General features: G+C 68.2%; 24 protein-coding genes. 13 read left to right on the top strand and 11 right to left on the bottom strand.

Annotated features, from left to right (window positions below; genetic code table 11):
- The first annotated feature begins 32 nt into the window (after positions 1-32).
- Positions 33-1,004 carry a dienelactone hydrolase family protein gene (locus tag KLK06_RS26285; RefSeq protein ID WP_214638286.1) on the top strand — a complete coding sequence of 324 codons (972 nt, stop codon included), beginning with the start codon at positions 33-35 and terminating at the stop codon, positions 1,002-1,004.
- 270 nt (positions 1,005-1,274) lie between these two features.
- Here the strand turns inward: KLK06_RS26285 and KLK06_RS26290 are convergent, their stop codons facing one another.
- On the bottom strand, positions 1,275-2,660 hold the full coding sequence (locus KLK06_RS26290; protein WP_214638287.1) for a glycine--tRNA ligase: 1,386 nt from the start codon (positions 2,658-2,660) through the stop codon (positions 1,275-1,277).
- Between the two features lie 94 nt (positions 2,661-2,754).
- Positions 2,755-3,042 (bottom strand): antibiotic biosynthesis monooxygenase family protein, encoded by a 288-nt coding sequence (locus tag KLK06_RS26295; protein WP_214638288.1) that lies wholly within the window; start codon positions 3,040-3,042, stop codon positions 2,755-2,757.
- Positions 3,043-3,174: 132 nt separating this feature from the next.
- On the opposite strand from KLK06_RS26295, the gene KLK06_RS26300 reads away from it, so the two are divergent.
- The 5 genes from KLK06_RS26300 to KLK06_RS26320 are packed head-to-tail and all read left to right on the top strand — an operon-like array spanning position 3,175 to position 6,510.
- Positions 3,175-3,537, top strand: a complete 363-nt coding sequence (locus tag KLK06_RS26300; RefSeq protein ID WP_214638289.1) for a DUF6703 family protein — start codon at positions 3,175-3,177, stop codon at positions 3,535-3,537.
- Positions 3,538-3,585: 48 nt separating this feature from the next.
- Complete coding sequence (locus tag KLK06_RS26305) at positions 3,586-4,476, top strand: metal ABC transporter substrate-binding protein (protein WP_214638559.1); 891 nt, start codon at positions 3,586-3,588, stop codon at positions 4,474-4,476.
- Positions 4,473-5,249, top strand: a complete 777-nt coding sequence (locus tag KLK06_RS26310) for a metal ABC transporter ATP-binding protein (RefSeq protein ID WP_214638290.1) — start codon at positions 4,473-4,475, stop codon at positions 5,247-5,249. The genes KLK06_RS26305 and KLK06_RS26310 overlap by 4 nt, the downstream gene beginning before the upstream one ends.
- The gene (locus tag KLK06_RS26315; RefSeq protein ID WP_214638291.1) at positions 5,246-6,121 is read left to right on the top strand and encodes a metal ABC transporter permease; all 876 of its coding nucleotides are present in this window, start codon (positions 5,246-5,248) and stop codon (positions 6,119-6,121) included. The genes KLK06_RS26310 and KLK06_RS26315 overlap by 4 nt, the downstream gene beginning before the upstream one ends.
- Positions 6,121-6,510, top strand: a complete 390-nt coding sequence (locus KLK06_RS26320; protein WP_214638292.1) for a Fur family transcriptional regulator — start codon at positions 6,121-6,123, stop codon at positions 6,508-6,510. The genes KLK06_RS26315 and KLK06_RS26320 overlap by 1 nt, the downstream gene beginning before the upstream one ends.
- Here the strand turns inward: KLK06_RS26320 and KLK06_RS26325 are convergent.
- Positions 6,450-7,346, bottom strand: a complete 897-nt coding sequence (locus KLK06_RS26325; RefSeq protein ID WP_308168450.1) for a DMT family transporter — start codon at positions 7,344-7,346, stop codon at positions 6,450-6,452. The two genes, KLK06_RS26320 and KLK06_RS26325, sit on opposite strands and share 61 nt — an antisense overlap.
- Positions 7,347-7,438: 92 nt before the next feature.
- On the opposite strand from KLK06_RS26325, the gene KLK06_RS26330 reads away from it, so the two are divergent.
- A complete protein-coding gene (locus KLK06_RS26330) occupies positions 7,439-7,987 on the top strand; it encodes a CGNR zinc finger domain-containing protein (protein WP_214638294.1) in 549 nt (182 codons plus the stop codon).
- A 160-nt stretch (positions 7,988-8,147) separates the two neighbouring features.
- A complete protein-coding gene (locus KLK06_RS26335; RefSeq protein ID WP_214638295.1) occupies positions 8,148-8,939 on the top strand; it encodes a WD40 repeat domain-containing protein in 792 nt (263 codons plus the stop codon).
- Positions 8,940-9,057: 118 nt separating this feature from the next.
- Here the strand turns inward: KLK06_RS26335 and KLK06_RS26340 are convergent, their stop codons facing one another.
- Genes KLK06_RS26340 through KLK06_RS26365 form a run of 6 tightly spaced genes read right to left on the bottom strand, consistent with a single transcriptional unit; the run spans position 9,058 to position 16,629 of the window.
- On the bottom strand, positions 9,058-10,926 hold the full coding sequence (locus tag KLK06_RS26340) for a hypothetical protein (protein WP_214638296.1): 1,869 nt from the start codon (positions 10,924-10,926) through the stop codon (positions 9,058-9,060).
- Between the two features lie 2 nt (positions 10,927-10,928).
- The gene (locus KLK06_RS26345) at positions 10,929-11,759 is read right to left on the bottom strand and encodes a carbohydrate ABC transporter permease (RefSeq protein WP_214638297.1); all 831 of its coding nucleotides are present in this window, start codon (positions 11,757-11,759) and stop codon (positions 10,929-10,931) included.
- On the bottom strand, positions 11,749-12,690 hold the full coding sequence (locus KLK06_RS26350; protein ID WP_214638298.1) for a carbohydrate ABC transporter permease: 942 nt from the start codon (positions 12,688-12,690) through the stop codon (positions 11,749-11,751). Before KLK06_RS26350 ends, KLK06_RS26345 begins: the two co-directional genes overlap by 11 nt.
- A gap of 1 nt (position 12,691) precedes the next feature.
- Positions 12,692-13,954 carry an ABC transporter substrate-binding protein gene (locus tag KLK06_RS26355; protein ID WP_214638299.1) on the bottom strand — a complete coding sequence of 421 codons (1,263 nt, stop codon included), beginning with the start codon at positions 13,952-13,954 and terminating at the stop codon, positions 12,692-12,694.
- A gap of 33 nt (positions 13,955-13,987) precedes the next feature.
- A complete protein-coding gene (locus KLK06_RS26360) occupies positions 13,988-15,595 on the bottom strand; it encodes an FAD-dependent oxidoreductase (protein ID WP_214638300.1) in 1,608 nt (535 codons plus the stop codon).
- Positions 15,596-15,609: 14 nt separating this feature from the next.
- Positions 15,610-16,629 (bottom strand): LacI family DNA-binding transcriptional regulator, encoded by a 1,020-nt coding sequence (locus KLK06_RS26365; protein ID WP_308168451.1) that lies wholly within the window; start codon positions 16,627-16,629, stop codon positions 15,610-15,612.
- Between the two features lie 185 nt (positions 16,630-16,814).
- Here KLK06_RS26365 and KLK06_RS60130 point away from each other — a divergent pair, with 185 nt between their 5' ends.
- Positions 16,815-17,837: a hypothetical protein gene (locus KLK06_RS60130; protein ID WP_308168452.1), complete on the top strand. Its 1,023-nt coding sequence runs from the start codon at positions 16,815-16,817 to the stop codon at positions 17,835-17,837.
- Between the two features lie 524 nt (positions 17,838-18,361).
- On the opposite strand, the gene KLK06_RS26375 is transcribed toward KLK06_RS60130, so the two are convergent.
- Entirely contained in the window at positions 18,362-18,877 is a 516-nt protein-coding gene (locus tag KLK06_RS26375; protein ID WP_308168453.1) for an ATP-binding protein, read from the bottom strand.
- Between the two features lie 594 nt (positions 18,878-19,471).
- Here KLK06_RS26375 and KLK06_RS26380 point away from each other — a divergent pair.
- The 4 genes from KLK06_RS26380 to KLK06_RS26395 all read left to right on the top strand — a co-directional run bounded on the left by KLK06_RS26380 (position 19,472) and on the right by KLK06_RS26395 (position 22,319).
- Entirely contained in the window at positions 19,472-20,365 is an 894-nt protein-coding gene (locus KLK06_RS26380; RefSeq protein WP_214638302.1) for a helix-turn-helix transcriptional regulator, read from the top strand.
- Positions 20,366-20,388: 23 nt separating this feature from the next.
- Entirely contained in the window at positions 20,389-20,586 is a 198-nt protein-coding gene (locus tag KLK06_RS26385) for a DUF397 domain-containing protein (RefSeq protein ID WP_214638303.1), read from the top strand.
- A gap of 205 nt (positions 20,587-20,791) precedes the next feature.
- Positions 20,792-21,634, top strand: a complete 843-nt coding sequence (locus KLK06_RS26390) for a helix-turn-helix domain-containing protein (RefSeq protein ID WP_214638304.1) — start codon at positions 20,792-20,794, stop codon at positions 21,632-21,634.
- Positions 21,635-21,707: 73 nt separating this feature from the next.
- Positions 21,708-22,319, top strand: coding sequence for a dihydrofolate reductase family protein (locus KLK06_RS26395; protein WP_214638305.1), 612 nt, complete (start codon positions 21,708-21,710; stop codon positions 22,317-22,319).
- An 82-nt stretch (positions 22,320-22,401) separates the two neighbouring features.
- Here KLK06_RS26395 and KLK06_RS26400 read toward each other — a convergent pair whose 3' ends face one another.
- Positions 22,402-23,064 carry a hypothetical protein gene (locus tag KLK06_RS26400; RefSeq protein ID WP_214638562.1) on the bottom strand — a complete coding sequence of 221 codons (663 nt, stop codon included), beginning with the start codon at positions 23,062-23,064 and terminating at the stop codon, positions 22,402-22,404.
- Between the last annotated feature and the right edge of the window lie 52 nt (positions 23,065-23,116).

Genomic DNA, 23,116 nt, shown 5'->3' on the forward strand with positions numbered 1-23,116 from the left:
GCCTTTCGGTGGAGAGGGGTACATCTCCCGACATGACGCCTATCCAGCGCTACCTCGCAGAAGAGGTGGCCATAGACCACGCGGACGGCCTCATCCCACGCCGCGAAGCGCTGCGCCGACTGGGCCTCCTCGGCATCGGCCTATCCGCCGCCAGCGCCCTGCTCACCGCCTGCGGCACACCACCGGAGCCTGGCCGCGGCACACCGGCGACCTCCTCCGGTGCCTCCACACGGGGGACCTCGTCCGGTGCCGCCACTCCGGCGGCCTCCTCCGGTCCCGCAGGCACCCCGGCCGCGTCCGCCTCCCCGGCCGGCCCGTCGCCCCTGCCCACGCAGGCGATCACCTTTCCCGGCCCCGAGGGGACGACGCTGCAGGGCGCCTGGGCCGCCGCGGCGAATCCGAAGGGCGCCGTCCTGGTCATCCACGAGAACCGCGGCCTCACCGACCACATCCGCTCGGTGGCCGGCCGCCTCGCCGCGAGCGGCTACTCGGCCCTGGCGATTGACCTGCTATCACGTGAAGGCGGCACCGCCTCGTTCGCCGACACCGCACAGGCCACCGCCAAGCTGGGCGAGATCGCGCCCGAACGCTTCGTCGCCGACATGAAGGCGGGGCTGGGCGAGCTGGCAAAGCGCGCGAAAGGAGCGAAGCTCGGCATGATCGGCTTCTGCTTCGGCGGCGGCATGACGTGGCTCCTGCTCTCATCGGCCGAACCACGCCTGGCCGCCGCCGCGCCCTTCTACGGCCCACTGCCCGACCACGCCGACTTCACGGGCACCAAGGCCGCAGTCCTGGCCATCTACGCGGAACAGGACAACCGCGTCAACGCCAGCAGAGATGCCGCCAAGGCCGCCCTGGAGAAGGCGGGGCTCCCCCACGAGATCGTGACGTTCCCGGGCGTGAACCACGCCTTCTTCAACGACACTGGCCCGCGGTACAACGCGCAGGTCGCCGCGCAGGCGTACCAACGGGTCCTGGACTGGTTCGGGGAACACCTGTCCTGACCCTGACGAACGGCCCGCGACACCCGGCCCTGGCGAACGGCCGGCCCGCGGCACCCTGGTGGACGGCCCCGCGACACTCCGGTGGACGGCCCCGCGGCGCCTCGGGCATAACGGCATCGACCCCGTCCACGGTCTCGAAAGACCGCGAACGGGGTCAAGAGTGCGCACGTCACGGCGCCCAGCCCCGTAAACCGCAGGAGCGTGCCCCTGGACAGACGCCAGCCCCGTGCGGAGGGTGGGGCTGGCCCATGCTGGCCGTAAAATAGAAAACTAGTCGTTTAGATGCTGACGGAGATAGCCGTCCACGGCGTCGAGGGAGATGCGCTGCTGGGCCATCGAGTCGCGCTCGCGGATCGTGACCGCCTGGTCCTCAAGGGTGTCGAAGTCGACCGTGATGCAGAACGGCGTGCCGATCTCGTCCTGGCGCCGGTAGCGCCGGCCGATCGCGCCCGCGTCGTCGAATTCGACGTTCCACCGCCGGCGCAGCTGCGCCGCCAGGTCGCGGGCCTTCGGCGACAGGTCGGCGTTGCGTGACAGCGGCAGCACCGCGGCCTTGACCGGGGCGAGCCGGTGGTCGAGCCGCATGACCGTGCGCTTCTCCATGACGCCCTTGGCGTTGGGCGCCTCGTCCTCGGTGTAGGCGTCGAGCAGGAACGTCAGCGTGGCCCGGTCGACACCCGCCGCCGGCTCGATGACGTAGGGCACGTAGCGCTCGCCCGTGTCCTGCTCGAAGAAGCTCAGGTCGACGCCCGACGCCTTGGAGTGGGCGGTCAGGTCGAAGTCGGTGCGGTTGGCGATGCCTTCGAGCTCGCCCCACTCGCCACCGGCGAAGTTGAAGCGGTATTCGACGTCGACCGTGCGCTTGGAGTAGTGGGACAGCTTCTCCTTGGGGTGCTCGTAGAGCCGGAGGTTGTCCTTGTTGATGCCCAGATCGGAGTACCAGCGGAAGCGCTCGTCGATCCAGTATTGGTGCCACTCCTCGTCGCTGCCCGGCTTGACGAAGAACTCCATCTCCATCTGCTCGAACTCGCGGGTGCGGAAGATGAAGTTGCCCGGCGTGATCTCGTTGCGGAACGACTTGCCGACCTGGCCGATGCCGAACGGGATCTTCTTACGCGCCGACTGCTGCACGTTGAGGTAGTTGATGAAGATGCCCTGCGCGGTCTCCGGGCGCAGGTAGGCCAGGCCGGACTCGTCCTCGACCGGGCCGAGGTAGGTCTTGAGCAGGCCGCTGAACTGCTTCGGGTCGGTGAAGGCGCCCTTGTTGCCGCAGTTGGGGCAGGTGATGTCGGCCAGGCCGTTCTCGGGCGACTTGCCGTTCTTCTCCTCGTACGCCTCAAGGAGGTGGTCGGCGCGGTAGCGCTTGTGGCACGACTGGCACTCGGTCAGCGGGTCGGTGAAGGTCTCCACGTGGCCGCTGGCCTGCCAGACCTCGCGGGCCAGGATGACGCAGGAGTCGAGGCCCACCACGTCGTCGCGCGACTGGACCATCGACAGCCACCACTGCCGCTTGACGTTGTTCTTCAGCTCGACGCCCAAGGGACCGTAGTCCCACGACGCGCGCAGTCCGCCGTAGATCTCGCTCGACGGGTAAACGAGCCCGCGGCGTTTGGCGAGGCTGACGATCGTGTCCATGACGTCTGTGCGTCGTGCCATTTGGTTGCGTCTCTTTCCGGCTGGAGGTCGGCGAGGGAAATTGGATGAGCTCCCAGCTTAGGGGACGCCCGGGCGCCCTCGCGCGCGAGTATTTCTACTCTCCGTCTTGTAGGTAAACGTCCTCGAACGCACTCGGTTCGTTGACCATGAGGATCATCAGGGGATACATCGCCATCCGCGCCGCGGACAGGGCCCTCCGGTAAAATCCGGCGCCCTCCCACTCGCTGACCAGCGCCCACAGATTGGGCTCGTCGACCGAGCGGGCCAACCGGCCGCGCAGGAATCCGGGCTGGTCGGCCAGTGTCTGCAGGATGACATGGCCTTGCTTGACGAAGTCTTGGGACTGGGACTCTGGGACGGTGTAACGGATTACGGCGAGCACGCACACCAGGATGTCAGACGATTACACACCGCTGGGCGATTCCGGCCCTCGGCCTGCTCGCACCCACCGCCCGATTCCGGTACGCGGCCGACAGGACCCGCCGGCCGAATCCGGCGGCGCTAGGCTCGGCCCGTGGCCTCCAACGACAACCGCCGCAAGAATCCCCGGCGACCGCTTCCCGCCGGCGAGCAGTTCTTCACGCCCGGCGCGACCGGCCTGCGCAAGTCCGTCGAGGAGCGCAGCGCGACCCCGATGGCGTTCCTGTTCACGCAGGTGCCCAAGTGGGCGGCGCCCGCCGTGCTGGTGGTGCTCCTGCTGACCGGGTTCGCCGTGAACAACTGGCTGGGCGGCGTGGCGCTGCTGCCGGTGCTGGCGTTCGTGGGCTGGCTGGCGTACCTGTCCTGGCCGTCGCTGGGCGTAGGCGGGCGGCTGCTGCGGGTCGTGATGCTGGCATTCCTGCTGGTCCTTGCGGCCGACCGTTTCGGAGTGTTTTAGCCACAGATTTTGACAATCATTTTCATTTTCCCCATAATCGGTGGCGTGATGTCCCGAACGCCCCGAATCAGTGCTGCAATCCTCGCGATAACCCTGACGACCGCCGCCTGCTCCGGCTCCGGCGCCGCAGACACGGCGAAGGACGGCAAACCCGCCGTGATCGCCGCCTTCTACCCGCTCCAGTGGCTCACCGAGCAGGTCGGGGGCTCGGACGTGAACGTGTCGGTGCTGACCGCCCCCGGCGTCGAACCGCACGACCTGGAGCTCGGCGCGCACCAGGTGGCCCAGCTCGAGGACGCGGCGCTGACCGTCTACATCAAGGGCGTCCAGCCCGCCGTGGACGACGCGGTCGCCCAGGACAAGAGCTTCGACGCCGCCACCGCCGTCAAGACCCTCCCCGCGAGTGAGCACGAAGAAGGCCACGACATCGGGTACGACCCGCACCTCTGGCTGGACCCGTCCCGCCTGGCCACCGTCGCCACCAAGCTCGGCGAGCGGCTGGCCGCCACCGACCCCGCGCACGCCCAGGGCTACCGGGACCGCGCGGTCAAGACGGCGGGCGCGCTGGGGACACTCGACCAGGAGTACGCCAAGGGCCTGACCACCTGCGAGACCAAGACGCTGGTCACCAGCCACGAGGCGTTCGGCTACCTGGCCGACCGCTATCACCTCAAGCAGATCGGCATCACGCTCGACCCGGAGACCGAGCCCTCCCCCGCCCGCATCGCCGAGGTCGCCAAGCTGGCCAAGGACGAGAAGGCGACCACGATCTTCACCGAATCCCTGGTCAGCCCCAAGGTCGCCGAGGTGCTCGCCAAGGAGATCGGCGCGAAGACGGCGGTGCTCGACCCGCTGGAGAGCAAGCCGTCGGGCGACTACCTGTCGGCCATGCGCGCCAACCTGAAGACCCTGCAGGGCGCATTGGGGTGCACGACATGATCGACAGCGCCTTCTCCATGACCGGCGGCCGGGTGAGCCTGGACCGCCGGGACATCCTGCGCGGCATCGACCTCACGGTCTGCCCCGGGGAGGTCGTCGCCGTCATGGGCGCCAACGGCTCCGGCAAGTCCACCCTGGTCCGCACCCTGCTGGGCCTCACCCCGCTCTCGGGCGGCCAGACGCTGGTGTACGGCTCGCCGCCGGCGAAGTTCCGCGAGTGGTGGCGCATCGGCTACGTGCCGCAGCGCCTGGCCGTCGGCGGCGGGGTGCCCGCCACGGTCCGCGAGGTCGTGACCTCCGGCCGCATCGCCAGGCAGAGCCGGCTGCGCCGTACCAGCCCCGAGGACAAGGCGGCGGCGGCGAGCGCGCTCGAGGCCGTCGGGCTGTCCGACCGGGCGGGCGACCCGGTGCAGTCGCTGTCCGGCGGCCAGCAGCAGCGGGTGCTGATCGCCCGCGCGCTGGCGGGCGAGCCCGACACGTACGTGATGGACGAACCCACCGCGGGTGTCGACGCCGACACCCAGCAACTGCTCGCCGATACGCTGGCCACGCTGGTGCTGAACGGCAAGACCATCGTGCTCGTCGCGCACGAGCTCGGCCCGCTCGAGCCGCTCATCACCCGCGGCGTGGTGGTCCACGAGGGCCGGATCGCGCACGACGGAAGGCCGCCGCGGCCCGAGGGCGACTGCGCGCGGCCAGGACACGAACACGTACACCCACACGCCGCCGAGGCTGCCGCGGGACCCCTTTCCGGATGGCAGGGAGAGTCATGATCGAGCTGTTGGACAAGCAGTTCTTCCAGCTCGCGCTGATCGCCGCCCTGCTGGTGGGGCTCTGCGCACCCGCTGTCGGCACGTTCATCGTCCAGCGCAAACTCGCCCTGCTCGGCGACGGCATCGGGCACGTGGCGCTGACCGGCGTCGCGCTGGGCTTCCTGACCGGCACCGCGCCCGTGCTCACGGCCGTGGCCGTGTCGGTCATCGGCGCGGTGGCCATCGAGCTGGTCCGGGCGCGCGGGCGTACCAGCGGCGACGTGGCTCTGGCGCTGCTGTTCTACGGCGGCATCGCGGGCGGTGTCATGCTCATGGGCATCGCGCCGGGTGGCAGCAACGCCAAGCTGAACTCTTACCTGTTCGGCGCCATCGCCAGCGTCACCACCGAGGACATCTGGATCATCGGCGCGCTGGCCGTCGCGGTGATCGCGGTGGTCGTGATCTTCGGCCGGGAGCTGTTCGTGCTCTGCCAGGACGAGGAGATGGCCCGGGCCAGTGGCCTGCCGGTGCGCTTCCTCAGCCTGCTGATCGCCGTCACGGCCGCGCTGACCGTGGTCATCGCCATGCGCGTGGTCGGGTTGCTGCTGGTCAGCGCGCTGATGGTGATCCCGGTGGCGACCAGCCAGCAGCTCACCAGGGGGTTCCGCTCGACGATGGGGCTGGCCATGCTGTTCGGCGTCATCGCGGCGGTGGGCGGACTGCTCAGCTCGACGCTGTCCGCCAGGGTGCCGCCGGGCGCCGCGATCGTGCTTCTTGCCCTCTGCGGCTTCGTCCTGGCCCTCGGTGTCGGTAAGTTCGTACGGCGAGGCAGACCCCGGGAGTCCACAGTGAGCGAGCGATCCAGCATGCGCGTCGAGGAGGTCACACGTTGATGTCCACAAGACGTGACGCCGTGCACGACACTCTCCGCCAGAGTGATGGTTTCCGCAGCGCGCAGGACGTCTACGCCGAGATGCGCGGCCACGGCGCCAAGATCGGCCTGACCACGGTCTACCGGGCGCTCCAGGCGCTGGCCGACGGCGGCCTCGTCGACGTGCTGCGCACCGACGACGGCGAGTCCGTCTACCGCGCGTGCGCCAGCGGCGACCACCATCACCACCTGGTGTGCCGCCGCTGCGGCCGGACGGTCGAGGTGGCCGGTCCCGCCGTCGAACGCTGGGCGGAGACGGTCGGCTCCGAGCACGGCTTCACCGAGATCACTCACACGGTCGAGGTGTTCGGCACCTGCTCGGTCTGTTCGGCCTCGGTACGGGCGGGCTGAGCACGACGCGAGCCGTACAGCACGCCCAGCACGATCACCCCGCACCCGGCGAGCTGGAGCGGCGACGGGTGCTCGCCGAGCAGCACGGCCGACAGCGCGACCGTCGTCATGGGCTGGATGAGCAGGAGCAGCGCGGTGAGCGCGGCGGGCTGCCTGGGCAGCGAGAACGAGATCAGCGTCCAGCCGACCACCTGCGGGCCGAGCGCGAGCAGCAGCAGCCAGCCGTGCGCCGGCCAGCTCGGCACGAAGTCGGCGCCCCCGAACACCGGGCTCAGCGCGGCCATCGCGACCGTGGCCACGACGGTGGCATGCGCCAACGGCCCGACCGTACGCCCCGAGCCGCCCTTCAACACCAGCAGGAAAGCCGCGTACGAGATCGAGGTGGCCACGCCCGTCACCACCCCGAGCACCGGGTTCGCCCCATATGCGGCGCTGTCGAAGACCCCCGAGATCAACACCACGCCGGCGAACACCACCGGGGTGGCCCGCATCAGCCGGTTCGACGGCCGCTCGCGAAAGAGCGCCCACGCCGCGAAGGCCACGATGAAGACCTGCAGATTCCCCAGCACGGTCGCCAGCCCCGCGCCCACGTACTTGATAGCTTGGTGCCAGAACAGCAGGTCGAACGCGAACAGCACGCCCGCCAGCCACGCCAGGTTGCGGCTCCGGGCAGGCAGGGGGCCCAGCTTCCGCCGTTCGAACCAGGCCAGCACCAGCATCGGCGGCAGCGCGTACGCGCACCGGAAGAACGCCGAGGTGGCCGGCGAGACCCCCGACAGCCGCACCAGGGGCGCGGAGGTGGAGATGATCAGCGCACCCGCTATCGCGATCAGCACGATACGGCGATGTGCACCCACAGAAACCCCCGACACCCTTGGAGAGAGATACGCTGCGACCACGCTAGAACCGGTCCTCGACAGGAGTCAACATGCCGTTTGGCCATGACATGGTGCATTCGCTGGCCACGGTCGTAGAGCTGGTCAACACCTCCCCGTCGACCGGCGGCGACGACGGCCTGGCCGAGCTGTCCGACCTGCACGGCTTCGTCGAGTCGCGCCAGGTCAGCGGCATCGGCGCCCTCACGGCCCGCGACCTCGGGCAGGTGCGCCTGGTGCGCGAGTCCTTCCACCGCGTCTTCACTGCCCCGGACCAGCCGACGGCCGTACGGCTCCTCAACGGGCTGCTGTCGACGACGCGCATCACGCCCCGGTTGACGGAGCACGATGGGCATCCGCTGCACATGCACTACTTCGCACCGGACGCGACCCTTTCCGAGCATCTGGCGGCGGACTGCGGGGTGGCGCTGGCGCATCTGGTGGTGGATGGGGAGTGGGAGCGACTCCGGACCTGCTCGGCGCCTGACTGCGATCGGGTGTTCGTGGACGAGTCGCGTAATCGATCGCGGGTCTATTGCGACAGCCGTACTTGTGGCAACCGGATGCACGTGGCTGCCTATCGGGCTCGTCGGCGGGCCTGACAAGCTCGGTCATCGCCGTTTGGCGCGCTACGCGCGAGTGACGCTCAGCCGTGCCTCCTAGGGGGCTCCGCCCCCTTCGACGTCGCGATCCGACGCCGGAGACCCCGGCGCCCGCCAGGTGATATACACCGATGCGTATCAGTACTCACTGATCCATACCGTGGCGTTCGAACCGGACGGATCGCACCTGACGTTCACCGTCCGCAACACGAGCAGCATGGTGGAGGTGAGCTATACGGTGGCGCTCGCCACCGGTCATGTCCAGCGCCTGCCCTACACCCGGCCAGCGTGGGACACTGCCCGCCGGCGGACGCTGGTGGTCGACAACGATCATACGCTGCGAGTGCTGGGCCCGGACGGCGGTTCGTGCCTCGATCTTCCGGCGGGCAAGCGCTTCCAGACCACCGCCGCACTGTCGCCGTCGGGCCGGCTCGTCGGCCTCACCCACGACCCGGACAACCGCGATACGGAGCACGACCTCGAGATCTGGGATGTTGACACCGGACAGCGAGTGCTCGCCGCCCCGTTCCCCTTCCCGGCGGGATTCCAGGGGATCAGCCGCCGGTTCGACAAACTGGCGTTCGACGGGGCCGAGCAAATCCTCGTCGCGAGCGGCGCGACGTCCGGGTGCTTCGGCGTCTCGGTGGAATCCGGTGCCCTGTGCTGGGCGATCGAGGGCGAGCGGGACGGGTACGAGCGGTTGGCGGACTTCGCGCTGTCACCCGACGGGACCCTGCTCGCCGGCGCCCGCGATGGCGGCCCGGTCATCGTCCACGACGTCGCGACCGGACAGCCGCTGGAGCCGCACTTCGCCGTACCCGGCGAATCGTCGGCCTGGTACCAGGCGGTTGGTTTCTCCGCCGACGGCCGGCTTCTGGCGGTCGGCGACTACCCCGGCCGCGTCACGGTGTTCCGGTTCGACGGCGTGGAGTTGACCAAGCCCGGCGGTTGACGACCGGCAACGTAGATGCCCGGACAAACATCCGATTTTCGTGCGTGGCCGTTGCCGGCGTTCCCGTCCGCCCGCCGTAGTGGACGGCGGGACGGTCGGTGAAGCCCATGAGGCCGTGTCAGCCCAGGATGACCGTGAGGTCGAACGTGCCCTGGTGCGGGACGCGGAGGGCGTGGAAGCGGCGGGTGCCGTCGCGGAAGTAGTGCACCGTGCCGGCCGCGACGGTCGCCTGCAGCGGGGTGTTCCAGCGGAAGCGGATCGTGGTGCGGCCCCGGCGCAGGTCGAAGCCGTCGGCGGTGGCGGTGGTCGAGCCGCCGAACGTGGCTCGGGTGCCGTCGGTGAAGGTGAGGACGTCCTCGGGCTGGAGGATGAGGGGGATCTGTTCGGTGGCCGCAGCGTTCGCCGTGACCGTACGCCGGATCGTCCGGCGGGTGACCAGGACGTCCGTGGTGACGTTCGCGTTGCCGTACCGGATGCCGAAGGCGGCGGGGGCCCGGCCGCCGGTCCACTCGCTGCCGCCGGGGGCGCCGCGGAAGTAGGTGGCCGGGAGGGGGCCGTTGGAGTCGGGCGCCTGGCCGGGGAAGACGGTGGACCAGCAGGCGTAGTTGTTGTCGTTGAGCCCGCAGATGATCGTGCCGGCCTCGGGATGCCACAGGAAGGTCAGGCCGGTGCGGCCGCGGGAGGCGCGGTTGCCGAAGTAGCCGCCCAGGTACAGGTCGGGCTTGCGGACGTACAGGAAGTCTTGGCCGACGTCCCTGCGCAGTTCGACGAAGTCGTGCGAGCGCAGGTAGGGCAGGTCCGCGATGGCGGCGGCCCGCTGCCGCCGGGTGGGGAAGCGCTCGCCGTACAGGCCATGGGTGAGGATGCGCGGTGAGGTGTCCTGCTTGGCGAGCGGTGTCACCGGTTCGGTGGACGCGGCCCAGGCGGCGCGGGCGTCGGCGAGGTCCTCGCGGGCGGTCATGAACGCCGACAGCAGCGGCACCTGGCGGGTGAACACCCAGTTGAGCGCGGTCCTGTCGGGATCGGGCCGGACCTCGTCGTACCAGCGCGCGCTGGTACGGGTGGACGGCGCGACGTTGACCAGGTACCCGGCGCCGTCGGGCTCGCGCAGCAGGTTGTAGGACAGGAAGCCGGTGAACCTGCGGGCCATGTCCACCAGGTGCGGGTCCGGGTTGTGACGGTAGGCGTCGGCCAGCTCGGGCAGCATGACTTCGAAGTTGTAGTTCATGTCGTGGCCGCCCTCCTCGTAGAAGAAGCCGGCGGGGCTCACGCCGGTCGCGGCGATCCTGGCGAACGCCTCGCTCAGGCTCGTGGCGAGGGCGGGATCCGGGTCGAGCTCGAGTGCGTGCGTGGCTCCGGCCAGGCCGGAGGCGGTCTGGTTGGCGTAGTTGAGTGGCTCCTGCCAGACGGTGTGGTTGGCGGGGTTGAGGTGCCACGTCATGGCCGTCCGTAAGGCGGCGCTGAGCTGGGACTGCCGGGTGGGCAGCGCCCCGGTCGCGCGCAGGATCCGCAGGGTCTTGGCGAGGTAGCCGATGCCGAATCCGGTGGGGGCCAGGCCGTGCTCGTTGGGGTTGTACTCGGGGAAGGAGCCGTCGGCGTGCTGGAGCGACAGGTAGTGGCCGAGCGCCGCGTCGAGCGCGGCCAGCAGGTTCGCGTCCCCGGCGTACGGGTTCCAGGGGCGGGCGTTGGCGTGGAACCAGGCCAGCGTGAAGACGTGCTCTTGCACGCGGGCGTTGTACGGCGCCGACGGCGAACGCCACCAGCCGCCGGCGAAGAAGCCGGTGTCGTCCATGTCGTTGACCATGGGCGCGAGGGTGGCCAGGTACGGCGCGAAGCGCTGCTCGTGGGGGGCGAACAACCTGCGGTCCAGACCGGGCAACGGCGCCAAATCGGGGATGGCGGCGGAGGCGTAGGCGGTGCCGGGCATGAGCACGGGGACGGCCGGGAGCAAGGCGGCGGCGCGGAGGAGGGTGCGGCGTGAGAGCATGGTCAGCCTTTCAGACCGGTGTGCGCGAGCCCCTCGATGAACTGCCGCTGGGCCAGCACGAAGACGACCAGAATCGGCAGGGCGGTCATCGTGGCGGCCGAGAGCTGCACGTTCCACAGGGGCGAGCCGTAGGCGTCGACGAACTGGGTGAGCGCCTGCGGCAGGGTGAACTTCGACGGGGTGGACAGGAACACGATGGGTTCGAGGTAGAGGTTCCACGAGTGCAGGAACGTGAAGATGGCGACGGCGCCGAGCGCGGGCCTGGCCAGCGGCAACGCCACCCGGTAGAAGGTGCCGAAGCGGCCGAGCCCGTCGACCCTGGCGGCCTCCTCCAGCTCGCCGGGCAGCGTGATGAAGAACTGCCGCATGATGAACGTCGCCAGCACGCTGGGCGCGCCCAGGATCGGCACCAGGATCAGCGGCCAGTGCGTGTCGGTCAGCCCCGCCGTGTGGAACATCTGGAACAACGGGACGATCGTCACCTCGCTGGGGATCAGCAGGCCGACGAGCACGACCAGGAAGAGCACGTTCTGACCGGGGAAGCGGATGCGGGCGAAGGCGTAGCCGGCCATCGCGGCCACCGCCATCGTGCCGACGGTCACCACCGCCGCGATGTAGAGGCTGTTGAGGTACTGCTGCCCGAACGGCTGCAGCTCGAAGACCCGGCCATAGGTGGAGAAGTCGAACCTGGAGGGCACCAGCGCGGGCGGGAAGGCGAAGATGTCGCTGATCGGCTTCACCGACGAGGTGACCATCCACCAGGTGGGGAACACGAACGGCACGCACAACACGCACAGCAGCGCGTACACCGCGAGCTTGACCCTACGACTCATGGAAGACCCACTTCCGGCGCAGCCGCCACTGCAGCAGCGTCAGCGCCGCGACGATCAGGAACAGCAGGACCGACAGGGTGGCGCCGTAGCCGAGGTGCCGGAACTGGAAGGCCTGCTGGTACAGGTAGTAGACGAGGACCGTGGTGGACATGCCGGGCCCGCCCTGGGTGAGCACGGCGATCTGGGCGAACACCTGCAGCGACCCGACCACGGTGATGATCGAGGTGAGCAGGATCGTCGGGCTGATCTGCGGCACCGTGATGCGCCGGAAGCGGGTCCAGGCGCCGGCGCCGTCGAGCTGCGCGGCCTCGTACAGCTGGCGCGGCACGCCCTGGAGCGCCGCCAGGAACAGGACCATGTTGAGCCCCACGTTCTTGACGACCTGAACGACGATGACCGACAGCAGGGCGGTGCTCTCGCCGCGCAGCCAATTGGGGCCCTCGACACCCGCCACGCCGAGCAGGCCGTTGACGCCGCCGTCCTGCTGGAGCAGGAACTGCCAGACGATCGTCCAGGCGACCAGCGACACCAGCACCGGCGAGAAGAACAGCGTGCGGAAGAACGTGGTGCCGCGCAGCCGCTGGTTGAGCAGGATGGCCAGGGTGAGGGCGAGGGTGAGGTTGAGCACGACCAGACCGGCCGAGAAGAACACGGTGCTGGTCAGCACCTGCCCCATCTTCGGGTCGGCGAGCAGCTTGGCGTAGTTCTCGGCGCCGGCGTACTCGAACGTGCCCGCCAGCACGTTCCACTCCTGGAAGCTGTAGTAGACGACCAGGCCGAGCGGCAGCAGGACGAACAGCACGCTGCCCACCAGTTGCGGCGAGATCAGCAGATAGCCGACGAGGGCGTCGCGCCGGGGGATGGTCCAGAAGGTGCGGCGCCGGGTGGCGGCGCGCACGGCCACCCGGTCGCCGAGATCCGTCGCCGCCACGTCATCCGCCCAGCAGCGGCTGGATCTTCGCGCACACGCCGTCCAGCACCGCCTTGACGTCGGCCTCCGGCTTCCACAGCGGGTCGAGGGCGGCCCTGGCGGTCTGCGCGAGCTCGGCCTGACCGGCGTGGGCGGGCTTGACCACGCCCTTCTGGATGCCGTCGATCACCACCTCCTGGAGCTGGTCGCCGTTCAGCATGGGGCTGGTCTTGGCCATGGTGTCGGCGGTCAGCAGCGAGCTGCGCGCGGGTGGGAAGTACGCGGCGAGCTTGGCGGCGTTGGCGGCATTGGCGAAGTAGGCGAGGAAGTCGGTGGCCTGCTGGGCCCTCGGCGACTTCTTCAGCACGCCGATCCCGGCCTGGCCGATGACCGCGTACTTGCCCTTCGGTCCGGCGGGCAGCGGCACCAGGTCCCACTTGAACGTCGCGTCCTTCAGCATGGCGGCGCGGGAGATCTGGGCGACGGCCATCGTGGTGTCGCCGGAGAAGAAGTCGACGGCGGTGCCCGGCCCCGGCATGGACTTGTCGGTGAAGATCGCCTTGTGCACGAACGTCATGGCCTCGACCATCTCGGGCGCGTTGAACTGGCAGGTGCCGCCGTCGTCGCTCCACGCCTTGGCGCCCCAGCCCTGCCAGACGGTGGCGAGGTTGTCCCAGGCCTTGTAGTCGAAGTTGAGGATGGTAAAGCCGTTCTTGCCCTTGGCCGCGACGGCCTTGTTGATCTCGTTGGCGTGCTCCCAGTCCCACTGGCCGGCCTTCATCAGCTCGCGCGGCGGCTTCTGGCCCGCGGCCTTGACCAGGTCGGTGTTGACGAAGACGCCGAAGGGCGAGGTGGAGAACGGGTAGGCGTACAGCTCTCCGTCGCGCTCCCACAGCCGGGTGGCGGCCGGGACCAGCTCGCCCGCGTTCTCGATCTTGCTCTTGAGCGGGACGAGGGCGCCGGAGCCGACGAAGTCCGGGGCGGAGTTCTCCATGATCCACGCCAGGTCGGGCGGGTTGCCGCCGGCGATCTGCGTGGTCAGCGTGGTCGTGTAGTTCTCGAACGGGATGGGGTCGAAGGTGATGTTGCCGACCTGCGGATGGGACTTGCGGTACTCGGCGGCGATCTCGTTGAACAGCTTCAGGTGGGCCTCGTTGGAGGTCCAGATCGACATGCGCAGTGGCTGCGGGCCCTGCGCGGCCGGCGCGGTGCCGCCGTTGCCACAGGCGGTGGTCACGAGGAGGGCGGTCAGCGAAAGGACCGCCAGCTTCCCGGATGCTTTCATGAGGGGTTTCTCCTTCTGCCGTCGGTGACGGGTTCAGTAACCGGTGACGTCGGGCCAGCGCAGTTCCACGCCGTCGCGGACCAGCCGGTGCTGGTAGTCGGCCAGGAGCTGGTCGTCGGCGCGCACGGCGTGCGGCGTGGTGGCGCGGTCCAGGCAGAAGGCGGCGAGCGCGCCGGCCGCCTCGCCGACGTTCCACTCCACCGGGTGCAGGCGATAGGCGCCGTTGGTGATGTGGGTGGTGCCGATGTTCTTGCCGGCGGGCAGCAGGTTGGTCATCCGCTGCGGGATCAGCGCCCCGAGAGGGATCTCGAACGGGGAGCAGGCGACGTCGATGTAGTTGTCGCCGCCGGTCGACGGGTGCAGGTCGATGCGGTACATGCCCACGCCCACGGAGTCGTGATAGGAGACGGCGCCCTTGTCGCCGCGTATCGCCACGGACAAGTCCTGTTCGGCGATGGTGGTCAGGGCCCGGACGCGCCGGGACTCGCGGATGTAGGGCGCCTGGGCGAGCCCGTCGGCGCCGCCGGTGACGTCGCCGCGCAGCCGCAGGCCCGGGTATCCGGTGCCGCCGTCGTGGCGGGGGGCCTCGGTCTGCAGCCAGTACAGCACCGACAGGGACAGCCCGCGGGCGGCCGCCAGGTGCTGGTCGGCGTCCGGCACGTCGATGACCGGCCCCTCCAGATAGTCGATCATCGGCCAGTTGACGAGGGTGATGTCGCTGGCATAGGCGCCCTGCGTGAAGTTGCGGCGCGCGGCGATCCTGCGGAAGGTCCACAGGTTGGCGTCGCCCGGGTTGACGCGCTGGTCGGCCTCGACGAGCTGGGGGTCGTCGCCGGGATTGGGGGTGAAGGAACGTTCCATGATCGCGAGGGTGCGCGGGTTCGGGCACCGCCACGACAGCAGCTTGTCGCCCCAGAAGGGCGGCTCGTACGCCCGCCAGAAGTCGTAGGAGGCGGGCCGATCGATCGTGTGGTCACCGTCGACGTGGTCGACCGCGAAGCAGACGGAGACGGCCTGCATGTTCAGCGGCTGTGCCTCGGCGGGCGCGCTCGGCTCGCCTGTCTCGGACTGTGACTCGAATCCGGTGACGTACTCGGTGCCTGTCAGGGGCAGCAGTTCGCCGGTCTCGGTCGCGTCCAGCACGTACGGCGCGCGCAGCACGACCTGCTCGGCGTCATTGTCGCGGTGTGCCAGCCGTACCGAAGTGACGCGGTCGCCATCCACCTCCGCGCCCACCGGCCGGTACGGCTGCAGCACCCGCAACCGGCCCGAGCCCCGGTAGGGGGCGAGCATCGCCTCGATCACCGCGACCGCGACCCTGGGCTCGTGGCACAGGCGGCTCACGTGACCGGCTCCCGGGTTCAGCTCCCGCTGCGCCCGCGCCCGTTCGGTGAGCGGGTAGTGCTCGCGGTAGTAGCGCCGGATGCCTTCGCGCAGGGTCCGGTAGCTCGCCGTGACACCGAACCGCTCCACCCAGGAGGGCTCGTCGGGCGGGACGGCCTGGCTGGTGAGCTGGCCGCCGAGCCAGTCATATTCCTCCGTGAGGACCACCGTGCGGCCGGCCCGCAGCAGGGCCAGCGCGGCGGCGACGCCACCCAGCCCGCCGCCGACGATGGCCGCGTCTGCCGATATCTCAACCACGTGGGGATCTCCTGTCACATTCCGGATGCCGGAGCCAGCGTGCTCCCGGCGATCAGCTCGCAGGGGAGCAGTTCTTGTGGGGTCCCGCCGGTCTCCAGCACTTCGGCCAGCAGGTGTACGGCTCTGTGGCCCATCTCGCGCCTGGGGATGCGGAACCCCGTGAAGTCGGTGTCGGCCTGGACGGGCCGGGTGAACGCGCCCAGGGTGAGGATGGACAGGTCGCGGGGGATCTCCATGTCGCGCTCCCCCGCCGCTCTGGCGAGCGCGACGCAATCGGCGTACTCCTCGACGAAGACCGCCGTCACCCCGGCCGCGACCAGGTCCTCCAGGGGTGCCTCGGGCGGGAGGTGGCGGCCGTCGGCGCCGTTGGCCGCCACACCCTCGTGGAACCCGCGCAGGCGATCGGCCCTGGACTCGCCGCCCGTGCCCGCCCCGACATAGGCCAGACGCCGATGGCCGAGGGCCACCGCCTGCTCGACCAGCGCCCGGACCGCCGACGGGTAGTCGGCCCCCACGTACGGCACCGGCCCGCCCGCGTCGTCGCGGCGGCCGACGGAGACGAACGGGATCCCTTCCGCCAGCAGCCGGGCCAGGTCGTCACGGTCGACCGTACGGCCGAGCAGCAGGCAGCCGTCGGCCAGCCGCACGCGGCTCTCCTCGTTGAAGATCTGCCGTCGCGCCCCCGAGACCGCCCTGGCGCTGGTGAACAGCAGCAGGTCGCAGCCGATCTCCTCGGCGCGCTCCTCGATGCCGACCAGGAACGGGTGGTAGAAGTCGGCGCTCTCGGTGGGGAAGACCGCCTCGTAGGTGAACACACCGAGGATGCGGTTGCGGCCGTCGGCGAGCCGCCGCGCGGCGGGATCGGCCACGTAGCCGGTCTCCTTGATCACCCGCAGGACCCTTTCGCGAGTCTCGGGGGCGATCCGAACCTCGGCGTCACCGCGCTTGTTGAGCACGAGGGACACCGTTGTCTGGCTCACGCCGGCCATCTTGGCGATGTCCTGCTGGGTGAGACGTCGGCCCGGGCCAGTCACGGTCTGTGTTCTCCCATGGTTCGGCAATGCGCATTAGCAGCTTGGTGGGGCCCTATCTTTCGCGCGGCACCGTCTGCTGTCAAGAGTGGATTTTCCGGTGATAATTCGCATTAGCATCTTGACGCATCACTCCGCTGGGGGAGAGCGTGTGAATCCGCACCGCGACGCAGCGTGAAGGAGTCGAAGTGGACACTGTGGGCACTCCCCACCCATTGATCCGACGGCGGACCGTGTTACTGGGCGCGGCGGCGGGCGTGGCCGCGGGCCTGGGTCTCGGACCGGCCGCGAGCGCGGCGGCGGGCCTGGGTCTCGGACCGACTGCGAGCGCGGCGGCGGGCCCGGCCGGGATGCCGACCTACCGGTACGTGCGCGACGCGCTGGCCCTACCGCTCAGCTACAACCCGACAGGGGAGTTCATCTTCCCCTGCATCAGAGGGGTGTACGACAAGCTCAGCGATCCCCGAGCGCGCTACTACCTCTACTACGCCCCGCATGAGAACCCGGGCGGCATCTGCGTGGCCTTCGCCAACTCCCTGGCGGGCCCCTTCGACGACTATTCGGGCAACCCACTCATCGACAACCACCTGCCGACCACCACGGTCTCCCACGTCTCCTCACCCCACGTGACCTGGGACGCCGCCACCCGTCAGTTCTTCTGCTACTTCCACGGCGAGAACTTCACCACGCGCGTGGCCCGCTCCACCGACGGCATCACCTTCTCTGACGAGACCCCGATCCTGAGCACCCGCCTGGTGCCCGGCACCTCCGAGACCTCCTACGCGCGGGTCTTCGAGCATTCGCTGCCCGGCCGGAACAACAAGTACGTGATGACCTTCATGGGGCTGCGCAACGGCCGTCGCATCTTCTACGGCTGGTCGCCCAACGGCTGGGACGGCTGGCAGTTCAGCGCGACCCCGCTGGTGAACCCCGAACCCGACGGCCTGACCGACATCTCCGGCGCCACCCTCGTCAAACGCAACGGAACCACCTACGTGGCCTATCACGGCAACGACGGCAGGATGCGAATCACCGAGGTCGGCAACGCGTTCGACAGGGAGACGCACCTCGGCGTCTTCCACTCCCCGATCCCCTCGGACAACGGCAGGGTAGCGGCGCCGTCCTTCGGCACCCAGGACGGTGTGGAGTACATGTTCTACGAGGCGGGCCCGCGACTGAACGCCCGCATCTGCATCGCCCGGGCAGCCTGACAAAGGCATGGTCATCGCCGTTTTGGCGCGCAGCCGTGCTTCCCAGGGGGCTCCGCCCCCTTCGACCCCCCCAAAGGCGTGGACCTCGCTGACGCTCGGGCCGTGCTTATCGGAGCTCCGCCCCGAACCCCGCGCGGGGTCCTGCCGGCCCCCGCACCCCCGGCCCTGAGCCACTCGATAGACCTGCTTGCTGACCAGGGTTGAGACGACGCCGCCTTGCAGGTGAATCCGAGCAGGACATATCACTCTGGACTTGGGAAGAGAGATGCCGAATTGGGACGAGCCACCCCCCGCACACCTGAGGGACTGTGGACGGGACAGTTAAGGCTGGAAGCCAGCGTTGTTGGCGTGACCGGCTGGGATAGGAGAGACACTGAGTTCGATCTCGAGCAGGATGACACTACCTGGTCGGTTCGGGTGATCAGCAAAACGCTGCACAACGACCAAGCAGGACATCTATGGAGTAGAGCTCTACAAATTCCAGTTCTGGTCCCTGCGGCCTGAGCCGGCCAAGGTGTGACGGGCTAGCTGGGTTGAGTCAGCTCCGGGTGCCCAGTCACCTCCCTACGGGCCCTTGTGCCGCGCGTCATCCCATCCGGAGAAGCCCTGCGCAGGGCGTTCGGGACGATGCGCACGTCCTGACCTGTGAGCACCTCCGCCCAGACCGCGCGCCGACCCCCGCCCACGAGGCGTACGCCCCACCTGGTCGAGTAGTGTTCGACCAGCAGCAGCCCCCGCCCCGTACAGGCATCGTTGTCGGCCGCACGCGACTGAGGAACGGTGTCCGCCCCGTCGTCGGTGACCTCGACACGAGCCACGGCGACACCAACGCTGGCGACCTCCACCGCGATGACGCCGCCGTGCAACCCCGAAGCGGTGTGCAGCACAGCGTTGCTCACGAGTTCACTCGCAACCAGCCGAACGTCGTCCACGTCCACGTGCCCGGCGGCCATCAAAATCGCGCCGACGCAGTGTCGAGCCACCGTCACCGAATGCGCCACCCCCGGCAACACAATCTCGCCCCAAAACCGCTCGTTCACCGCGCCACCTCCTGCACCCGTGTGACCGCATCTGCATCGCATGCATCCACCCACGCACTTGAACCCCGGCCCCGCGTGAAGATCCACCGCCCATCCCTTAACGCGGCCCGCACGTGCAGGGGGCCCCGTGTCAGACGTATGGCGATAGGCGGCTCGCTCTTCGGCTGGAACTCGGGAGCGAATCCGAGGTTGAGCTGGCACACGCGCGACGCCAATCGCACTATGTGCGCGAAGTGTTGCTGTTCGTAGTCGCGGTATCCCATGCCAGACCTTCCTTCACGCCGGGCGATTGTTGATAAGGCTTTGTGTTGTTGGACCGGGCCATGCCTTGTCCCCGTCAGGCCAGCAAGCAGTTGAGGTCACGCCGGGAAGCGAGAACCGCCGCAGGGATTGATCCATCCCAGCGAAACCGCTTGGAGGAGCCGCTCGGCCGCTTCCGGGTCCTGCACCCTCATCCGGCGCCATGGCCACCGACGCCAGACGAAGATCGACTCAGCCTTACCGCCCACTTATTGTCATTGATCAGCTACGGTGCGTAGCAAGGACTTACGGTTTGGAAGTTACCTCAGGAGGACTGCCGTCGGTAGAGTTCCGATGGAAGTTTCCATTGGTAGTTTTCAGAAGGGCGTGAGGGTGACAGCAGAGACGAGCCCTACAGTGCGCAGACGCCGACTAGCGTCTGAGCTACGACGGCTGAGGACCGAGCGCGATCTACCCATGCAATCTGTGGCAGACCGGATGGAAATGACAGCCGCGTCACTCAGCCGCATCGAAACAGGACGACGGGGGATCAAGTCGCGCGACCTTCGAGCGCTTCTTGGTCTCTATGAGGTCCCAGAGACGGACCAGGAAGCGCTCCTCGCTCTTGCCCGGGAAGCCCAGCAGAAGGGATGGTGGCAGCAGCACGCCAATGTCCTGACCACCGAGTACGCGACGTTGATCGGGTTGGAGGCCGAGGCGAGCACCATCCGGAACTACGAGCAAAGCCTTGTTCCCGGCCTGTTGCAGACGGAAGCCTACGCACGCTCGGTCACGACCGCCTTTCGTCCTGGCGACTCATCGGAGGAGACAGACCGACTCGTTTCAGTCCGACTGAAGCGTCAAGAACGACTGGACGACAGCGCATTTGAGCTGTCCGCAATCCTGGGTGAAGCCGTGATCCGGCAGAGCATAGGGACGCCGGCGATCATGGCCGAACAGCTCAGCTACCTGGCAAAGGCCAGCCGGAAGCCCAACATCATGGTGCAAGTCCTGCCGTTTCGAGCAGGCGGGCACCCCGCGCTGACCGGCTCGTTCAGCATCGTTGGCTTCCCTGCTTACAGCGACATGGACGTCGTCTACCTGGAGAACATGACCAGCGCCGTCTACCTGGAAGAAGCCTCGGAGGTACGAAGCTATGGGACAGTGTTCGACTACCTGCGAGCTGCGGCGCTGAGCCCAAACGACTCAGCGACTATGCTCATAGAAGCGTCAGAAGCTCTCATATGAAACTGTTACGAAGGGGGCACAGGATGCGTGATTCGAACGGATGGATAAAGAGTTCCTACAGTGGCGGCAATGGTAACTGTGTAGAACTGCGCAAGCATGGCTCCATGATTGCCGTGCGTGACTCTAAAGATCCGGACGGTCCCCAGTTGCACTTCACCCTCTCGGAGTGGGAGGCCTTCCGGCGTGGGCTTGCAGATGGCGAGTTCGACTCTGTTGCTTAAATCATGGCCATCGGCCGGACAAGACAAGCGCCGACCATCGCCAAGCAATGGTGTTCTACCCTGAGGAGTCCAGGGCGCTCATCTTGAATCTGGCCAAGCGGTCATCTGGAGAAAGAACCACGTACCACATCTGAAATAGAGACGATCGAGGGCAGGGCCGGCGACCTTCCTCGCGAACTGAACCCTCGTCGGCCACACTGAGTCCATGGAATACGTCGGCCGGGTGCCCGCCCCGCCGCTCGACCTGTTCATCGACGACATCTACTGCCTCACCGGGGTGCCGCGCCACCGCCGGATGAACGTCCCGCCGATGCCGTCGGCGCACCTGTTCGTCAACCTGGGCGGACCCGCCCGCCTGTGGGATTCCGACCCTTCGGTGCCGCCGGCAGTGTTCACCGATGGGTGGTTCATGGGTGTATGGACCAGGCGTTTCCTCGTCGAGTACTCCACACGGGTGCGGCTCGTCGGGGTGCACTTCAAGCCTTGGGGGATTTCGCCGTTCGTCGACATGCCGGCGACGGAGCTGCGGGACCGATGGGTACCGGTCGACGCCGTCTGGCAACGGTCTTTGGACCGGATTCGCAACCAGGTCGGTGACATCGCATCAGCCACCGAGACACTGCGGGTATTGGAGAAGGAACTGCGATCGCGACTTGCCGAGGCACCGTCGCGCGGTCTCGACCTGGTCCAGCACGCGGGCAGACGTTTGGAGACTTCCCACGGCGCGGTCCCGGTCGGTGCGCTGACCGATGCCGCCGGGGTGAGTGGCAATCACCTGGCCGCGCAGTTCAAGTCTCATGTCGGGGTCACCCCGAAGCGGGTGGCGCGGATCTACCGCTTCGCACGGCTGATCGTGTCCGTAGACGCCCTGCGTCCGGTCAACTGGTCGGAGCTCGCTCAAGCGGCGGGCTACTTCGACCAGGCTCACTTCAGCAGGGAGTTCAAGGATTTCACCGGCCACACCCCCACGGAATACCTGGCCCTGCGGCGCCGATTTCCGGCCGAGCAGGGATTCCCACCGGACAGCGGTCCGATGCCGGCTGATTGATTTTTTACAAGCCCAGGCGCCTGCGGGGCGACAAGATTGGGGGCGAATGCGCAAGGAGACATGAGGAGAGCCTGTGGGCACAGTAATCATGCACAACGTGGTGTCGGTGGACGGCTTTATCGCCGACAAGAACGACGATGTCGGGCCACTGCACGATTGGTACTTCAACGGGGACACCCCGATCATCGAAGGAGGCGACCAGCAGTACGATCATTCCGGAGCTGGAAGCCGCTTCAAGGTCTCACGTGCATCGGCGGAGTACGTCCGGCCGATGTGGGAGGCGATCGGCACGATTGTGATGGGCCGCAACCTGTTCGACCTGGTGAACGGCTGGGAGGGTCAGCCGCCCGCAGGCGACCACGTGGTCGTGGTGTCCCACCGGCCCAAGCCCGAGGGCTGGCGCCCCGAGGCGTCATACCATTTCGTCGACGACGTGACGGCCGCGATCGACAGGGCCCAGGAGCTCGCCGGGGAGCGAACCGTCGGTGTGAACGCCGGCGAGGTGGGCAGCCAGATCCTCGCGGCCGGCCTCGTGGACGAGGTGGCGATGGACGTGGTGCCGGTGGTGTTCGGGTCGGGCAAACGCTACTTCGGCACCATCGATGGGCAGCTTCTGCTGGAGGATCCCCACGTGATCATCCAGGGCGACGGGGTGCTACACCTGAGGTTCAAGGTACGCCGCTAGACCTCGATGGAGTGCGCTCCCCAGTCGACCAGGGCCCGGCCTGGCGGCCGCTCCAAGGTGTCGTTGACCGGTTGAGCCGCCATCATCCCTTGGCCATGGAGTCCAGCAACCAGTTGTATCGCAGGCGCAGTGCGCGCTCCCAGCCGGCCGCCGCAGCACCGAGCGCGAGCGTGAAGTTGAGCCATCCCGGCAGACGGATGGGCGAGGTGAAAGTCCCGAAGTGCTGCGTTACGGGGGGCAACTTAAAGACCACTTCGATGAGCTGCGGGATGAGGAGAAGTAGGGGGATGACGAGCAAGATCAGCGAGAAGAAGCCGATCCAGCGGCTCAGTGCGGGGTGCTCGCGATCGAGGTGCGCGCGGCGCCCTTCGCCGGAACTCCGATCCGGGATGAGTTGGTGCTCGGCCCCCTCGGCGGTGACGTAGTGGCAGCGCTTGAGGCCGAAGGCTGTCGGCGCTACTTCGATCGTGCCGCCCTGGACGGGAAAGGCGGCAGGGAGTTTGGACTCGGCGTGATGCTTGCCGTCGAGGTACAGGTGTGCTTTACCTTTGCCGTCGTCGGACAGAAACCGCTGCACATAATTGACGTCGATGGCGTAGACCACCTGCCGGCCGTCATCGTTCTTCAGCGGAAGATAGAACAAAGCCCGGGAAAGCGGCTGCCACCAGCGGAAACGCTTCAGTGAACGCCCATTCCCAGGCTGGACGCGTTGCACAGCTCGGCGTCTGCGCCACTCCTTGAACATCTCAGCCTCCCTGTCATCACGCGGAAACGCCTCGGCGGCATCGAGACCGACC

The sequence above is a fragment of the Nonomuraea sp. NEAU-A123 genome, assembly GCF_018603905.1.
Lineage (GTDB): Bacteria > Actinomycetota > Actinomycetes > Streptosporangiales > Streptosporangiaceae > Nonomuraea.

Bases quoted from the DNA above. Each gene is read 5' to 3' on its own strand.
- KLK06_RS26380 (WP_214638302.1), top strand. From the start codon at position 19,472: ATGGAAGTTTCCATTGGTAGTTTTCAGAAGGGCGTGAGGGTGACAGCA.
- KLK06_RS26385 (WP_214638303.1), top strand. From the start codon at position 20,389: ATGCGTGATTCGAACGGATGGATAAAGAGTTCCTACAGTGGCGGCAAT.
- KLK06_RS26310 (WP_214638290.1), top strand. From the start codon at position 4,473: ATGATCGACAGCGCCTTCTCCATGACCGGCGGCCGGGTGAGCCTGGAC.
- KLK06_RS26330 (WP_214638294.1), top strand. From the start codon at position 7,439: ATGCCGTTTGGCCATGACATGGTGCATTCGCTGGCCACGGTCGTAGAG.
- KLK06_RS26400 (WP_214638562.1), bottom strand. From the start codon at position 23,064: ATGTTCAAGGAGTGGCGCAGACGCCGAGCTGTGCAACGCGTCCAGCCT.
- KLK06_RS26340 (WP_214638296.1), bottom strand. From the start codon at position 10,926: ATGCTCTCACGCCGCACCCTCCTCCGCGCCGCCGCCTTGCTCCCGGCC.
- KLK06_RS26355 (WP_214638299.1), bottom strand. From the start codon at position 13,954: ATGAAAGCATCCGGGAAGCTGGCGGTCCTTTCGCTGACCGCCCTCCTC.
- KLK06_RS26305 (WP_214638559.1), top strand. From the start codon at position 3,586: ATGTCCCGAACGCCCCGAATCAGTGCTGCAATCCTCGCGATAACCCTG.
- KLK06_RS26315 (WP_214638291.1), top strand. From the start codon at position 5,246: ATGATCGAGCTGTTGGACAAGCAGTTCTTCCAGCTCGCGCTGATCGCC.
- KLK06_RS26290 (WP_214638287.1), bottom strand. From the start codon at position 2,660: ATGGCACGACGCACAGACGTCATGGACACGATCGTCAGCCTCGCCAAA.
- KLK06_RS26390 (WP_214638304.1), top strand. From the start codon at position 20,792: ATGGAATACGTCGGCCGGGTGCCCGCCCCGCCGCTCGACCTGTTCATC.
- KLK06_RS26320 (WP_214638292.1), top strand. From the start codon at position 6,121: ATGTCCACAAGACGTGACGCCGTGCACGACACTCTCCGCCAGAGTGAT.
- KLK06_RS26285 (WP_214638286.1), top strand. From the start codon at position 33: ATGACGCCTATCCAGCGCTACCTCGCAGAAGAGGTGGCCATAGACCAC.
- KLK06_RS26345 (WP_214638297.1), bottom strand. From the start codon at position 11,759: ATGAGTCGTAGGGTCAAGCTCGCGGTGTACGCGCTGCTGTGCGTGTTG.